This window comes from Paenibacillus sp. IHBB 10380 (assembly GCF_000949425.1).
Classification (GTDB): Bacteria; Bacillota; Bacilli; order Paenibacillales; family Paenibacillaceae; genus Paenibacillus_AQ.
In genome coordinates this window covers 5,200,090-5,213,462 of sequence record NZ_CP010976.1, presented here as the reverse complement: position 1 = coordinate 5,213,462, position 13,373 = coordinate 5,200,090, and the positions used below count along the sequence as shown (strand labels likewise).

Sequence of the window (13,373 nt, the reverse complement as noted above, 5' to 3'; positions counted from 1 at the left end):
CACACTTATTATAAAGGGAGAATGTGCAGGATGACAAAATATATGGACTATATGATCAGTTCCCATCCAATCCGTATTTTTGATCCGATGGTCGATCCCAGCAAGTATAAAATTAAGTCGCTTACGATTACAAATGCGGGTCATTTGCCTGGGAGAACATTACAGCGCAATGACGCCAAATTCAATGACTGGGCTTTCGTATTGATTACGGGAGGAAGCGGTTATTACCAGGTGAACGGTGGCGAGCGGCAGGAGGTAGAGGCTGGATCTTGGTTTTGTCTGTTTCCTGAAGCATTGTTTAACTATGGCCCGCATGCGGGCGGATTCTGGGACGAGTATTATTTTACTGTGCAAGGAAATCGCATAACGGAGTGGCTTCAGAATTGGCTAATGGACCCGTCTTTGATAAAAAATGCCGTCTTTGATGATTCACTACTTCATAAGATAGAAATCATGTTCATGCTGATTGACAGTGGAATTCCAAGCAATCTGGATCGTGCTTCGATGCAGCTTGAATCGTTTATATACGAGCTTGTTGCTGGGGCGGATGAGAGTGAGTCAGGTAATCGCGGTGGGTTCGTATTGAAAGTCATTGAGGATATTTCTCGATCGCTCTATTTACCACAAGATACGAAGGAAATGGCTTCTAGATACCACATTTCTGTATCGACGTTGCGCAGAATTGTTCAAGAGTACACCGGCTATCCATTAAATGAATTTCTTCATCGGCTCAAGGCAGCGGAAGCCCGAAATATATTGCTGAATACGGAAATGACGGTGAAGGAGATTGGCGAGGCTCTTGGCTATAAAGATACGTTTTATTTCTCTAGAGTGTTTAAGAGAATCACAGGGGTGTCCCCAAGGCGCTATCGGAATCGAGGAGGACAATAGTTCTCGCTGATGGTAAATCCATAAGTAAGTTTAAAGGGTTTCATATTGGGTTAATTACTCTATAGATAATTATGTGGGTTAACAAATGGTGAACTTCGGAACTTTAACTAATCTTAAACGTATCTTAAGCTATCACTAAGGTTCGATGTTTATAATAAACATAACACCTAATAACAATTGAAATACATATTGGAAAAGAGGTCTTTTATGAATTCGAAGCGAATTATTATTGTCGGCACCATTGTATTTGCTATCACAGTCGGCGGAGCTTCATGGAATAACAATGTGATTGCAAGTTCTATCACTAAATCCCTTAACACAACCACTCCTGTCCAGGATGATTTACTTCAAGTGTTAGATCTCTCGTCAGATGATGAAATCTATGACGCCCTATATAACGGTAAGACACTAGCTGATATTGCTAAAGACAATGATGTAGATGTTCAGAATGTCATTGACTTACAAGTGGAGGAGTTAACCGAACAACTTAAACTTCGTCTAGCTAACGGAAGTCTTACGCCTGAACAATATGAAGAACAAAAGTCAGAAATACGCGATATTATTACGAAAAGCGCGTATGGCTTGAATAATTAATAAGGGATTTGTTATAGTCAATCTATAAAAAGGTACTGACCCACATGGGTCGGTACCTTTTTATAAATAATGAGTTACTTGCGACCATAGTCGGCTTTAATCTCTCCCCATTCTTGGGTTTGCCACTTGAGTACCTTATTGCCATAGCTGTTGGTATCTAACCAATTCAGAGCTCGATCTACGAGTTCCCAGACTTCTTGAGTGGATTCGTCACGCTCTAACGTTGTCGCCACATGCTTCTCTCTTACCCATTTTAGAGCTGTTCTAGAGTCACTATATACTGTCTTTAGACTTCCCTCTTTTTTCAAATAAGCAAGAGAATGAACCACAGCTAAGAATTCACCCAAGTTATTCGTACCTTTGCTTATTGGACCATGAGAGAAGATAACCTCACCCGTCTGAGTGTTCACACCTCGATATTCTATCGGTCCCGGATTCCCTCGGGTTCCCACATCGACTGAAATGCTATTATAGTCAATCTCCTCCTCAACGGAAGTAGAGCTTTTTTTACTTGTAGGCTGCTTCTGCTTGGTATCCGGTTGCTTTATTCCCCAGTGCTTCTTCCAACCATCCTTGTAAGCTTGTTCCGCTTCTCCCTGAGAGCTGTAGGACTTATATTTTGCATCTTTGAATTTAGCGGTATGTTCTTGGCACGCAGCCCAAGTCGAATAAACCCCAGGTTTATTGCCAACCCATACAACATAGTACTTTTGCTTAGCCACGTATCATTTCCTCCTGCACATTTCTTAATCTTCTCCCACGAAGGAAGGCATGTTTAGACTGATTATACCACAAGGGAGTATCCTAATATATTTCAGATGTTGACACTGATTACCTTCAGTGTTATGTTGAACACAGATAGGCATTCCGTGATTTCTTTCATGGAGTGCCTATCTGTATTTTGAAATATTTTTTACATTTAATGTTAAAATGGTGGGAAGGGAGGGCGATGCATCATGATTCAGGTGAAAGAGTTCGCGGATACGGATACAGCTTATGCTGAAAAAAGAGCTAACGATTTCCTAGCTGATCTAACAGATGATCAAGTCATCAATATTTGTTACGGATCTACTATCAAATCAACACCGTCTGGTACAGCCTATCAAAGAAGCACCATTCTAGTTGTTTATAAGAAAAGTAAGACCTAGTAAGGCGAGAAAGGGATGTACACACTTGAAATTGCAATTTAATTTGCGAAAGACCACAACGAATGAACGATACGAAGTTTTCTTTAAATTCGTTTCTATCGCAGCTACGGCATGTATTATTATTATAGCATTAGGCTATGCCGTATACTTTCTGAATAAATAACTAATACGATCTAACATACGTTAACCAATAACGGCATGGAGGCTGTCTATGAAATCACTAGCGCTTGACCAGCTTGTTATGACACAAAGTAGGATCTTCAATGAACCATAGTTAATGTATACAAACCAAAGCAGCCCTCATGGGCTGCTTTGTCGTTTCATTTATATTTGTTTCTCAACAGAACCATAGTTCATATATTTAATTTCCTCTATTTTTACTTCAATCTTCCCAGAAGGAATGTGAAGTTGATAGACCTCATCCCTTCGCTTCATCAGTAATTGAAGTCCTATAGGAGACAACCATGAAATCTTATTCTCATTCGGTTCTGACTCATGGGGAAAAACAATAATATATGTTTCAGTACAGTTGTCTTCTACATAATTTAGCCTCACTTGACTGCCGATCAGTACGGTAGAATTTAAATATTCTGGAATAAGTTCTGCAAGTAAGGTTTCTAATGTTGCAGAATAGTCTGTAATGATCTGTTCCAACTTATTTCTGTCTTGACTAGAGTTCGAGTAATATTGATTCAACAAATGTTCTTTCTCTTCATCAAAGAAACAAAGTTGATGAATTAACTGGCTTCTTGAGCCTTGTAGCAATACACTATGGCTCATAGTAAATTTCCTCCCCTGTATGAGATTTTACCACTAGAGCATTCAAATCATGCTTTCTCATGCCATTTCCTCCTCATAAAAATATAGACCTCCTCATTAGGAGATCTTAGGTTATAGTATCAAATTCTATCTGCTATAGCTAACACGAAAATAATAATAATTCCATTTTTTGAAACATTTTCATAATCATTCGAGTCTAACTATATATACCCCATTATTAAGGAGGAGATTAGATGTCTCAACATATACACGCGAACGTTATCATTATAGGTGGAGGTACTGGAGGTTGTGCCGCTGCGCTAGCAGCTGCACGTTCAGGTCAATCCGTCGTCATGACTGAAGCTTATGATTGGATTGGAGGACAGCTCACGAGCCAAGCAGTGCCTCCAGATGAGAGTCGGTGGATTGAACAATTCGGTTGTACTGCCAGCTACAGAGCCTTTCGAGATGGCGTAAGAGACTATTACCGTCGTTTCTTCCCACTTACCGAACAAGCCCGAGCCAGAACAGCCTTCAATCCTGGAAATGCTTGGGTTAGTCGCTTATCTCATGAACCTCGTACAGCGCTAGCAGTACTACAAAACATGCTCGCACCGTATGTTCATAGTGGTAAGCTTCGAATATGGACTGGATATCATCCTATTTCAGCTGAAACAGAAGGGGATGATATCCGATCCATTAAAGTAAAAGGAAATGATGGAGATACACTCATATTAACCGGACAATATTTCATAGATGCAACAGAAGAGGGCGATGTTCTGCCCCTAGCAGGTGTAGAATACGTGACAGGAGCAGAATCAATAACTGACACAGGCGAACCGCATGCCTTAGCTGGAGCAGCTGACCCTCAGGATATGCAAGCTTTCACCCATTGCCTAGCCATGGACTATACTCCAGGAGAGAACTATACCATTTCGAAGCCGAAGGAATATAACTTTTGGAAGGACTATCAAGCTGACTTCTGGCCTGCACCCCAGCTCAGTTGGACGGTTCCTTCACCACAGACTCTAGAACCTGTTACTTATGCTCTTATGCCAGGTGAAGCCTCCTACCCACTCTGGACTTACCGCCGTATTGTGGACAAAGCTAATTTCTTACCGGGGACATACTCCGCAGATATCAGTATTATCAATTACCCACAGAACGACTATTGGCTTGGCTCCATTATTGATGTACCCGCAGAAGAACGAAAGCGACATCTTAGGAGTGCGAAGCAACTCACATTATCATTGCTCTACTGGATGCAGACGGAAGCACCTCGTGCAGATGGCGGAATAGGTTATCCAGGATTACGCCCTCGTCCAGATGTAACGGGTGCAGAAGATGGTCTTGCTCAAGCACCTTATATTCGGGAGTCACGCCGAATTCACGCTGAGTTCACGATATTGGAACAGCATCTGAACCCAGATTGTCGTACAAATGGAAAAGCTGAGGTTTACCCAGATAGCGTAGGCATTGGAAGCTACAGAATCGACCTACATCCGAGTACCTCACTGCGTTCCTTTATTGATGTCTCATCTCTTCCATTTCAAATCCCACTTGGAGCATTGCTTCCTGTGCGCGTGAATAACCTTCTACCCGCAGCGAAGAATATCGGCACAACCCATATCACTAATGGCTGCTACAGACTTCATCCAGTAGAATGGAACATCGGGGAAGCCGCCGGCATGCTCACTGCATTCTGTATAGAACGGAATGTTCAACCCCGTGCAGTTAGAAATACACCTGATCTGCTGCAAGCATTCCAGACTCGTCTGAAGAATAATGGATTCGAGTTGACGTGGCCTTCTATTGGGGCTGTATAAAAAGTGCGGACGATCAATTAAAATCACATAAAATACCCCTCAAAACCACTTATAAAGTGGAACTGAGGGGTATTTTGATATGTGCCTCTACTACATTGATTACTATTACTTATTAACTATTTGTTGATAGCATAAATATAAAATGTATGCGGGTCCTTGTTAGAAACATTAAACCAAATTTCACCATCACCAACCATGACCCCTTGGTAATTCACGAAGGTATTCTGTACCTCCTGATTCTTCAATGCCTTTTGCACTTTGTCTGTCATAATCTGATCGTACTCATTGATAAACTGTTGCTTGGTCTTAATGACGGCTGTCTTGCCATTGCTATTTACATTCAAAGGATAATGAACAAGATCCGCAACTCCTGCTTTATCTCCATCAGCAACACGCTTTTGAACTTTACTGAAAAAAGCTTCAAATTCTTGTGGATACTCAATTCCCGCTACTTCATAACGGTTCGTTGTTGTCGCCCCATTACCAATAAGAACGGTTTGAGTTGTACTATCCCATCTCACAGGCTGATCTAATGCATCAGCTACAGCCCTGAGAGGTAAATAAGTCGTATTTTGAACCATAAAAGGTTCATTATTACCCGTTAATTGTACATCTTCTCCGTTTACAACCACTTTGATATCATTATATAATGCGTTTATTTTCTTAGAAACGGGACTAGCCCACGCAGCTGATGAAGCGAGAATTAAACTCGTACTTACAACACCGAATACAAAACCTTTCATTTTATCCTTATTCACCATGATTAATTCCTCCAATTATACATAGTATGGCCTGTCTATGATGACATTACTATCTGCTGTATATCCTATTCGCATCTAGAGAATAAAAAAAGACACCCGCTAGGTGTCTGTTCTACATCATTCTTCAATATCGGAATAGGCTACTTATTCTTCACGATCTCATCTATTTCACTTTTTAACAGCAAGTACCTATGAGCACTTCTCATAATCTGCATTTTAGTTAGGTTATTTTTATCCACATAGACTTTCATTTGATCTTTAGATAGACCTAACATATTCCCTGCTTCCGTAACTGTCAATACAACTTCATTACTTGTTTCATTGAAGGTTTTTCTTAACTTTTGATTCCAATCTTCAAATACATGCATCTATTGACAACCTTTCTTATTCAATCTGAATATGTCTAGTATATCACGAACCACGTTTTCACGTTCCATTAACTTATATTATAAACGAGAAAACTATTGGTATTTTATTCTGTTCATTTGTACAGGGTCCAGAAAACGGTATGTTTTATAATAAATCTGTAAGAATAATTATTCGAATAAGAAATGGGGACTTCAAACTACTTCACTACACCTTCTAGCTTCAAAACTTCCATTCTTTTCTAAATATGTAGAGATCTGATATGTAATGAGTTATAACCATTTGTCGAAATTATTCCAATCCATCCTAATATTTAAATTACATTGACACGCATAGTAATATGTAATACATTGTACTTAAGAGGTGAAGAATGTGACTAACGCTAATATTAGCCCTGAGTTAATCCGCGGGCATGTAGATACTATTATTCTTCGTGTGTTATGTGAGAGCGATAACTATGGATACGAAATTATAAAGGCCATTTCTAAATACAGTCATGGACAATATGAACTGAAAGAACCTTCACTTTATAGCAGCTTAAAAAGGCTTGAATTTCAGAAACTAATCGCGTCATATTGGGGTGATGAGAGTCAAGGAGGCAGACGAAAGTACTATGCTGTGACCCCTTTGGGCATTGAAAATTATGAAGCCAATGTTGCAGCTTGGAAGATTGCCAAAGACTTAATTGACCAGCTTATAGAAAAGAAGGAGGAACACTTATGAATCGGTTACAGCAACACGTCGAGCATTTATTCTCAAAATACAAAGAGAACAAACAAACTAAAGAGTTGAAATATGAGATTGTATCGAACCTCGAAGCTAAAGTATCGGATTTAACAGCAGGCGGAATGGCAATGGAGCAAGCGATAACGATTGCCATTGACAATATGGATTCCATCGATGGTTTAATTGATGGTAATCCACAGATATATATCCACAGATTTCAGATGGAGCTTGTACAGATCGCCTTAATGTATACGCTGATTGCGTGGATATTGACTATACCTCTTGGAATCTTAGATACGACAAAACCACTTAGCTTATTTCTATTTATGTTCGTTATTGTACTTGGTCTGGTCTTCCTACTCTTAAATAGAAACAAGCAAAATCATTGGCTCAACAAAGTCTCTACTCTCCCTGTACTATCCTTCTTACGATACAGAAGAATCATTTGGATCATTTGGGGATTGTTTATGGTTGCATCCATTACAGCTAGAACTGCACTTCAATTTGGAAGCAACATTTGGTTTATGAGACCTATACACATCGATGGACCCTATCAATTTGCTGTCACAGCTATTCCATTCCTCTTTCCTATGATCTCCATCATCGTACCGTTACTGTTCAATAGTGCTCTAAAGCTTTTGCATAAATATGAAGTGGGTGCCTCTTATGAAGACTAGAAATATCGTGATCATTTGCTTGTTGCTTGTCGGCGTGATTTCATTTGGAATCTTACATGGGATTGTTATGCCACAGCTTGCTGAGAATGAGAAAGAATATTCTGAAGATCAACAAGACCCGATAACACATGATGTGACATCCGTGCTGAAATATAGCAACAAATATATGGGTAACTCTTCGAACATAGCGAATCTTGTTGGTTCATTGCCCTTAGGTAATATAGACAAATCATTTCAACTGTTTCCCGATGTATTCACTTTAGAAATAAATTTCAAAGAAGATATCTCGAATATGAATAAAAAGCACCTAGAGACATCATTAATATACAATGCTACCGCTGCATTTTCCTTAATCGATAACCTTGAAGCTATTCACTTTATTTTTGATGAAGCTTCTTATAAAGTTACGCGCAGTGCTGTTGCACAGTGGTATGCAGTGGATGACCTATCTTTCCTAACCGATAAAACGACTTGGCGTGAGCTAGTCCAGAGCAAACTTACCAATGACCACTATGTATCCGATTGTATGAATACGATATTCCTTAAGGAATAGAAAAGTTCAAGTTCGCTCCCTCTTTCCCCCGCGCTATTTTGTCAGGATATCCAAGCGCACAAAATAGCTAGTCAGTCAAATCAAGGATTTAACTAACTAGCTTAAATTCAAAGCCTCAGATGCTCAACTATTTTGCGACAACTTACTTAGCAACTACTAATATTGACAGTTTTTTAAGAGTTCGGACGGTCCATTTCCAGACCACTAAGAGCCTCAGGCCGTTATAGTAAAAACCAATCCGGAAAGTGCCTTTTCAAAAACTTCAACTTCACTTCCGTTTGAGCGGACTCCCCGCCTTCATGACCATTAAAGGGGTAGATCACCATTTCTTTCTCACCGGGAATTCGATTATACGTTGCAAAGTACATTTGGGCAGGACACACATCATCCTTCAAACCTACGGAAGCAAGAACCCTGCACTTAATTCTATCAGCCATATTCATAGTGTCGAAATAGCTCAAATTATCTATAACCAAATCCGTTTGGTTTGGGTGCTTTTTAAGTAATTCAGCGATACTTGAAAAGGCACCATGATATCCTTCAACACGACGTACCAGATTACTACTACTTGGTACGTCAACCATAGCGAGTACAGGTCTGTCATCCAAGGCAGAGACTGCCATTCCAAGTCCCCCTCCCTGACTTCCTCCTTCTATTACAATTTTGGTAACATCGATTTCCTCTTGTTCACATGCAAAATCAATAGCCTTCAAGCAATCCATATACACGAAACGATAATAATATTCGTATTTATCGAGAACGCCTTTACTGGCAACATTGTGTGCAAACCCGTGATTAGAAGCTGCATGGTTACCCGTTATGCCTCCTTGATCACGGCAATCCACCGAAATAACCGCGATCCCCATATTAATCCAATGCATAAACTCCGAAGGTTGTCCTCGATTTCCAGTAAAACCATGATAATGAATCAAGCATGGATACTTATCTTTCTTCACAAAGGTAGGTACAATATACCATCCATTAATTCTCGTATCATCCATCCCGTTATATGAAATAGAATATACCTTAACATAAGTACTCGGATAATCAATCAAGGTTCTTTCGGCATCGAGCGGAATAGCCTTGGTTTCTTGGATCGTCTTTTCCCAAAACTCATCAAAATCATCTTTCTTCGTCAATACGGGAAGGTAGTTATACAAATCCTTCGTTACATCCTCCATATAGCTCACAATTACCATATCCTCCTCTAAAAAAGATAGCCTCGCGACATTAGCCGAGGCAGTCTATACTCTTTTATATTTTAATAAATCCACCCTCAAATGCAGTGAATCTCGCATAATCTTGGCTTAGAACTTCTCCGACAGGCTTCATCGTCTTTCTGTCCATATGATAAATTCCGAATGTATCAATCCATTTGTTATGATTCACATACCAATCATACATGATCCAGAAGTCGATTCCGACAAGGAAGCCTTCTGGGTTCAAGGTAGCCTCACCGTCATCCGAAATGACAGCCCGCTCCATTAAGGCTTGCAGCGTTTCGCTGTACGTCTTGACTTGTTCAGCCGCCATTGAATCACCATTTGAGGACCAGTGTCCGAATTCGGTATTCCAAACAGGCTTGTCCGGCCACAACTCATGCGCTTTCTGTAGAAAGTCCCGCGTACCATCATAGTACGTACTACCGTGGAAAATCCCGAAGTACATCGTCCATCCCGCCATGTCGAGTGGCTCCATGGAAGGGTCATGCGCGCCTGGTTGATCTGCAGCAGCACTCTGCGTGGTCAGACGGCCATCTGCGTAATTTCCCTTCAAATCCTTCACAAGACGTTTGTTATATTCGGTGCGAAGCTCCACCTCGATGGATTCATTCTGGGTGCTCCACATAAGAACAGATGGGCGATTGTACTGGGAGAAAATCATCTCACGCCACATTTGATCAGGTAGCCTCTTCTCCTCCTGAACCTCGAAATGCTCGCGTGTAAACTGCCATAGCGGAATTTCACTAACGGTAGCAAGGCCAAGCCGATCCGTCAGTACTGCCGTGTACACATGGTTCGGATAGTGTGCAGTCCGCACGAAATTCACGTGCATCACTTGTCTCATTTGCACGAGATCGTCACGTATTCTCTCCCATGCTGCGGAACGTCCTGTATCCGGCCATTCTTCATGACGAGCAATTCCGCTCAGGAATACCGGGCGTCCATTCAGCAGGAGACGCGTTCCTTCCGTTGTTACGGTACGAATACCAAATTGCGTAGCGAAACGGTCAACAGGGTTGGATTTGCCCAGTTCGGTGACTGTAAATTCCGCAACATACAACTCCGGCTTCCAAAATGCCCATAAGCGAGGTTCACCAATTTGCACGACAGTCTCAACTACTTTAGTCTCATAAGGATCCATTACAACCGTCCACGACATTACGCCGTCCCAAGATGTTTGGGAATCGATAATATCCGCGGCGAATGGAGAACTCATGAAACTTTTGCACTCGCGATTAACATCGAAGAGTTCACCATTGATTGTTGCCTCGACCGCCAAAGGCCCGCGATTCTCCAAAATGATGCTAAATCTTACGTGTCCCTCCACATCCAGTGGAACTGCATTCACTCTCGCTATATGGCAGAAGGATGTTCCACTTATATATAAATCATGAATTACTCCAGTATAGTTAAAGAAATCCGTCCCCGCCGTCGCCGGTATCACATCCGTACGGCTGCCCCATGGAGGATTATCTATACGAAGTGCGATAGTATTGACCTCACCAACCTTCACAAAGGGAGTCAAATCTAATGCGAACGGTGTAAACCCGCCTTCATGATATCCAACCCAATGTCCATTCACCCATACGTCCGCCACATAACTGATGGAGAGCGCATGCAGTGTTACAGACTTATTCTCCCATTCTGACTCCAGATTGAACGTTCTCCGATACCAAACGCCATCCTCATACGTTTCACTAGACTTCGCTTCCTCTATCCCCTGAAGCTCATTCTCAGGGAATGGGAGCTTTCGCGTCTCCCAATCCCCATCATTGAAATGAACCTCCGTACGACCTTGTATCTCCTCATACAAGCGCTCGAACCATTGATCATTACGCTCAGATAACGAGAAATCATGATCTGCTTGGAATCTCTCCTTCTTCCAGATGCCTGCCAGATCGAGCTTCAGGCGTTTCTGAGCATCAAAAGATGGTACCGGTATGCCACTCTGAAAAGGTACGGACAATCCATCAATTTCACGCAATTCCATTGTTGTTTGAATCATCTTACTCACATCCTGCTGTTTTATTTAGGCACACGATCTAGACCGTAATCGCCGTTGTCAGGCTGATAGACTCTGACATAATCAATTTCGAACGTTTGTGGAAAAACCGTTGTTTCATCCGGATACCCTGGCCAATTACCGCCAACTGCCAAATTCATCTGCAAGTAAAATGCACGATCGAATGGTGCAGGATACAGTTCATTGTTCGATCCCTCATCCTTGCGTGTAAACCATGATGTTGTCTGGTAGTATTCCTTATCGTCGACATACCATCTCATTTCGGTGGGTGTCCACTCCAGAGCAAACTCATGAAATTGTTCAGCGAACGATCCTTCGTTCAGCTTCATTTGGTCACCTTTATAGTAATGAGGATTGCCCATATGCAAAGTGCCGTGCACCTGATTCGGCACATGACCGAGATATTCCATAATGTCGATTTCTCCACTGCTCGGCCAACCGCCGTATTTCTCCATATCCATCGGCATCATCCAAATAGCTGGCCACATCCCTTTTCCAATGGGTAATTTCGCGCGAAATTCGAACCGGCCATAGGTCCAATCCGCCTTACCCTCCGTAATCAGCTTGGCTGAAGTGTACGGCTTGCCTTCATGCTCCTGCTTCAGAGCCTTGATTACTAGCTTTCCGTTATCGATATACGAGTTGGCTGAATCATTCGTATAAAATTGATCCTCATTATTACCGAAGCCCCAGCCACCCGTTTGGTGCTGCCACTTCATCGTATCGATTTCTCTGCCGTCAAACTCATCATTCCATACGAGCTTCCAGCCGTTCTTTTCCTGTGGAATTTTTGTTTGGTTATCTATTGTATTGCACCCCACTAATAACATGATGAAAACCATTGCACTACACACCGTTTTTCTGAGATTCTTTACACGATCACCCAATTATTCTCCAGTTATACCCGAACGCTCTACACCTTCGACAAACCACCGCTGAAGGACAAAGTACAACACGAGTAGCGGCGCGATCGTCAGGATTGTTCCTGCAAGTCTAATGGCTTCATTTAGCTGGCTTCCTGGGCTACCAGGCGGATATACCTTATTGTAGCTGTCGGTAAATTGCTGTAGCTCAAGCGGCAATATCGTCAGCTCATTGCCGAAATAGAGACCAGCCAAATAGGTTTCATTCCAGTACCAAACGAACGAGAACAAGAAAACAATAATGATTGCGGGTACAGACATCGGCACAGCAATTCTATAAAATATTTTCAAACTACCCGCACCATCAATCTCCGCAGCCTCCTCAAGGACTGTCGGTATGGTCTTGAAAAACTGATAGAAAATAAGAATGAATAATGCACTCTTCAACCCTTGTCCCAATATAGCCGGGTAAATAAAGGTTTCCAACGAACCAAGCAGTGCATATTTTTTGAAAAGCAGGTAGGTTGGCATCATTGTAATTTGTGACGGAATGACGAAGGTTGCAAGCATTAATACAAATAGTAGCTTCTTACATGGAAACTCAAATCTTGCAAAACCGTAACCGATAATTCCGCACGCTATAGTTTGTAGCAGAGCTGGAAGTCCAGCAACGAGAATCGTCTGCAATAGCGTATTTCCGTAATCCAGAACATGCCATGCCTTCGTATAATTCTCGATATACAGCGTGGAAGGTACCCATTTAATCATAGAATTAAGCAAATCATCCAAGCTCATGAAGCTGTTGACCAACATGAAGAGCATCGGATATAAATAAACAAAGCCGATGGCGATGAGAAGGAGATACACCAACGCCTTAAACACGAATCCGTCATTTTCTCCCATCCCAAACAGCAGCTTTCGGATCTTGATAGACGTGTCTATCGTTCGTCTTTTCCACATGGG

General features: G+C 41.7%; 16 protein-coding genes. 8 read left to right on the top strand and 8 right to left on the bottom strand.

What is annotated here, in order from left to right; translation table 11 throughout:
- The first annotated feature begins 30 nt into the window (after positions 1 to 30).
- Together UB51_RS23650 and UB51_RS23645 are read left to right on the top strand one after the other, a co-directional pair.
- A complete protein-coding gene (locus tag UB51_RS23650; RefSeq protein ID WP_044879413.1) occupies positions 31 to 891 on the top strand; it encodes a helix-turn-helix domain-containing protein in 861 nt (286 codons plus the stop codon).
- Between the two features lie 207 nt (positions 892 to 1,098).
- On the top strand, positions 1,099 to 1,485 hold the full coding sequence (locus tag UB51_RS23645) for an SHOCT domain-containing protein (protein WP_044879412.1): 387 nt from the start codon (positions 1,099 to 1,101) through the stop codon (positions 1,483 to 1,485).
- A 74-nt stretch (positions 1,486 to 1,559) separates the two neighbouring features.
- Here UB51_RS23645 and rnhA read toward each other — a convergent pair whose 3' ends face one another.
- On the bottom strand, positions 1,560 to 2,207 hold the full coding sequence (gene rnhA / locus UB51_RS23640; protein WP_044879411.1) for a ribonuclease H: 648 nt from the start codon (positions 2,205 to 2,207) through the stop codon (positions 1,560 to 1,562).
- Positions 2,208 to 2,441: 234 nt separating this feature from the next.
- On the opposite strand from rnhA, the gene UB51_RS23635 reads away from it, so the two are divergent.
- Both UB51_RS23635 and UB51_RS28380 read left to right on the top strand, forming a co-directional pair.
- On the top strand, positions 2,442 to 2,633 hold the full coding sequence (locus UB51_RS23635; protein ID WP_044879410.1) for a sporulation protein Cse60: 192 nt from the start codon (positions 2,442 to 2,444) through the stop codon (positions 2,631 to 2,633).
- A 25-nt stretch (positions 2,634 to 2,658) separates the two neighbouring features.
- The gene (locus UB51_RS28380) at positions 2,659 to 2,796 is read left to right on the top strand and encodes a hypothetical protein (RefSeq protein ID WP_160297296.1); all 138 of its coding nucleotides are present in this window, start codon (positions 2,659 to 2,661) and stop codon (positions 2,794 to 2,796) included.
- Between the two features lie 161 nt (positions 2,797 to 2,957).
- Here UB51_RS28380 and UB51_RS23630 read toward each other — a convergent pair whose 3' ends face one another.
- Positions 2,958 to 3,413: a GreA/GreB family elongation factor gene (locus tag UB51_RS23630; RefSeq protein ID WP_044879409.1), complete on the bottom strand. Its 456-nt coding sequence runs from the start codon at positions 3,411 to 3,413 to the stop codon at positions 2,958 to 2,960.
- A gap of 233 nt (positions 3,414 to 3,646) precedes the next feature.
- Here UB51_RS23630 and UB51_RS23625 point away from each other — a divergent pair, with 233 nt between their 5' ends.
- The gene (locus UB51_RS23625) at positions 3,647 to 5,218 is read left to right on the top strand and encodes an FAD-dependent oxidoreductase (RefSeq protein ID WP_044879408.1); all 1,572 of its coding nucleotides are present in this window, start codon (positions 3,647 to 3,649) and stop codon (positions 5,216 to 5,218) included.
- 116 nt (positions 5,219 to 5,334) lie between these two features.
- Here the strand turns inward: UB51_RS23625 and UB51_RS26645 are convergent, their stop codons facing one another.
- Positions 5,335 to 5,979 carry a stalk domain-containing protein gene (locus tag UB51_RS26645; RefSeq protein WP_052676052.1) on the bottom strand — a complete coding sequence of 215 codons (645 nt, stop codon included), beginning with the start codon at positions 5,977 to 5,979 and terminating at the stop codon, positions 5,335 to 5,337.
- A 140-nt stretch (positions 5,980 to 6,119) separates the two neighbouring features.
- Positions 6,120 to 6,347 (bottom strand): MerR family transcriptional regulator, encoded by a 228-nt coding sequence (locus tag UB51_RS23615; RefSeq protein WP_044879407.1) that lies wholly within the window; start codon positions 6,345 to 6,347, stop codon positions 6,120 to 6,122.
- A 370-nt stretch (positions 6,348 to 6,717) separates the two neighbouring features.
- On the opposite strand from UB51_RS23615, the gene UB51_RS23610 reads away from it, so the two are divergent.
- The 3 genes from UB51_RS23610 to UB51_RS23600 are packed head-to-tail and all read left to right on the top strand — an operon-like array spanning position 6,718 to position 8,301.
- Entirely contained in the window at positions 6,718 to 7,068 is a 351-nt protein-coding gene (locus UB51_RS23610; protein WP_044879406.1) for a PadR family transcriptional regulator, read from the top strand.
- Positions 7,065 to 7,748 carry a permease prefix domain 1-containing protein gene (locus UB51_RS23605; protein ID WP_044879405.1) on the top strand — a complete coding sequence of 228 codons (684 nt, stop codon included), beginning with the start codon at positions 7,065 to 7,067 and terminating at the stop codon, positions 7,746 to 7,748. Before UB51_RS23610 ends, UB51_RS23605 begins: the two co-directional genes overlap by 4 nt.
- Positions 7,738 to 8,301 carry a DUF4825 domain-containing protein gene (locus UB51_RS23600; protein WP_044879404.1) on the top strand — a complete coding sequence of 188 codons (564 nt, stop codon included), beginning with the start codon at positions 7,738 to 7,740 and terminating at the stop codon, positions 8,299 to 8,301. Before UB51_RS23605 ends, UB51_RS23600 begins: the two co-directional genes overlap by 11 nt.
- A 221-nt stretch (positions 8,302 to 8,522) precedes the next feature.
- Here the strand turns inward: UB51_RS23600 and UB51_RS23595 are convergent, their stop codons facing one another.
- From UB51_RS23595 to UB51_RS23580, 4 genes are all read right to left on the bottom strand, one after another.
- Positions 8,523 to 9,482, bottom strand: a complete 960-nt coding sequence (locus UB51_RS23595) for an acetylxylan esterase (protein ID WP_234405686.1) — start codon at positions 9,480 to 9,482, stop codon at positions 8,523 to 8,525.
- Between the two features lie 73 nt (positions 9,483 to 9,555).
- Positions 9,556 to 11,529, bottom strand: coding sequence for a glycoside hydrolase family 2 (locus tag UB51_RS23590; protein WP_044879402.1), 1,974 nt, complete (start codon positions 11,527 to 11,529; stop codon positions 9,556 to 9,558).
- A 20-nt stretch (positions 11,530 to 11,549) separates the two neighbouring features.
- Positions 11,550 to 12,434 carry a glycoside hydrolase family 16 protein gene (locus tag UB51_RS23585; RefSeq protein WP_052676051.1) on the bottom strand — a complete coding sequence of 295 codons (885 nt, stop codon included), beginning with the start codon at positions 12,432 to 12,434 and terminating at the stop codon, positions 11,550 to 11,552.
- On the bottom strand, positions 12,435 to 13,370 hold the full coding sequence (locus UB51_RS23580) for a carbohydrate ABC transporter permease (protein WP_044879401.1): 936 nt from the start codon (positions 13,368 to 13,370) through the stop codon (positions 12,435 to 12,437).
- Positions 13,371 to 13,373: the final 3 nt, after the last annotated feature.

What these genes read in the sequence shown, in the direction of transcription:
- UB51_RS26645 (WP_052676052.1), bottom strand. Translation starts at nt 5,979, where the DNA reads ATGGTGAATAAGGATAAAATGAAAGGTTTTGTATTCGGTGTTGTAAGT.
- UB51_RS23580 (WP_044879401.1), bottom strand. Translation starts at nt 13,370, where the DNA reads ATGTGGAAAAGACGAACGATAGACACGTCTATCAAGATCCGAAAGCTG.
- UB51_RS23630 (WP_044879409.1), bottom strand. Translation starts at nt 3,413, where the DNA reads ATGAGCCATAGTGTATTGCTACAAGGCTCAAGAAGCCAGTTAATTCAT.
- UB51_RS23615 (WP_044879407.1), bottom strand. Translation starts at nt 6,347, where the DNA reads ATGCATGTATTTGAAGATTGGAATCAAAAGTTAAGAAAAACCTTCAAT.
- UB51_RS23605 (WP_044879405.1), top strand. Translation starts at nt 7,065, where the DNA reads ATGAATCGGTTACAGCAACACGTCGAGCATTTATTCTCAAAATACAAA.
- UB51_RS23600 (WP_044879404.1), top strand. Translation starts at nt 7,738, where the DNA reads ATGAAGACTAGAAATATCGTGATCATTTGCTTGTTGCTTGTCGGCGTG.
- UB51_RS23650 (WP_044879413.1), top strand. Translation starts at nt 31, where the DNA reads ATGACAAAATATATGGACTATATGATCAGTTCCCATCCAATCCGTATT.
- UB51_RS23625 (WP_044879408.1), top strand. Translation starts at nt 3,647, where the DNA reads ATGTCTCAACATATACACGCGAACGTTATCATTATAGGTGGAGGTACT.
- UB51_RS23595 (WP_234405686.1), bottom strand. Translation starts at nt 9,482, where the DNA reads ATGGAGGATGTAACGAAGGATTTGTATAACTACCTTCCCGTATTGACG.
- UB51_RS23590 (WP_044879402.1), bottom strand. Translation starts at nt 11,529, where the DNA reads ATGATTCAAACAACAATGGAATTGCGTGAAATTGATGGATTGTCCGTA.
- UB51_RS23635 (WP_044879410.1), top strand. Translation starts at nt 2,442, where the DNA reads ATGATTCAGGTGAAAGAGTTCGCGGATACGGATACAGCTTATGCTGAA.
- UB51_RS23645 (WP_044879412.1), top strand. Translation starts at nt 1,099, where the DNA reads ATGAATTCGAAGCGAATTATTATTGTCGGCACCATTGTATTTGCTATC.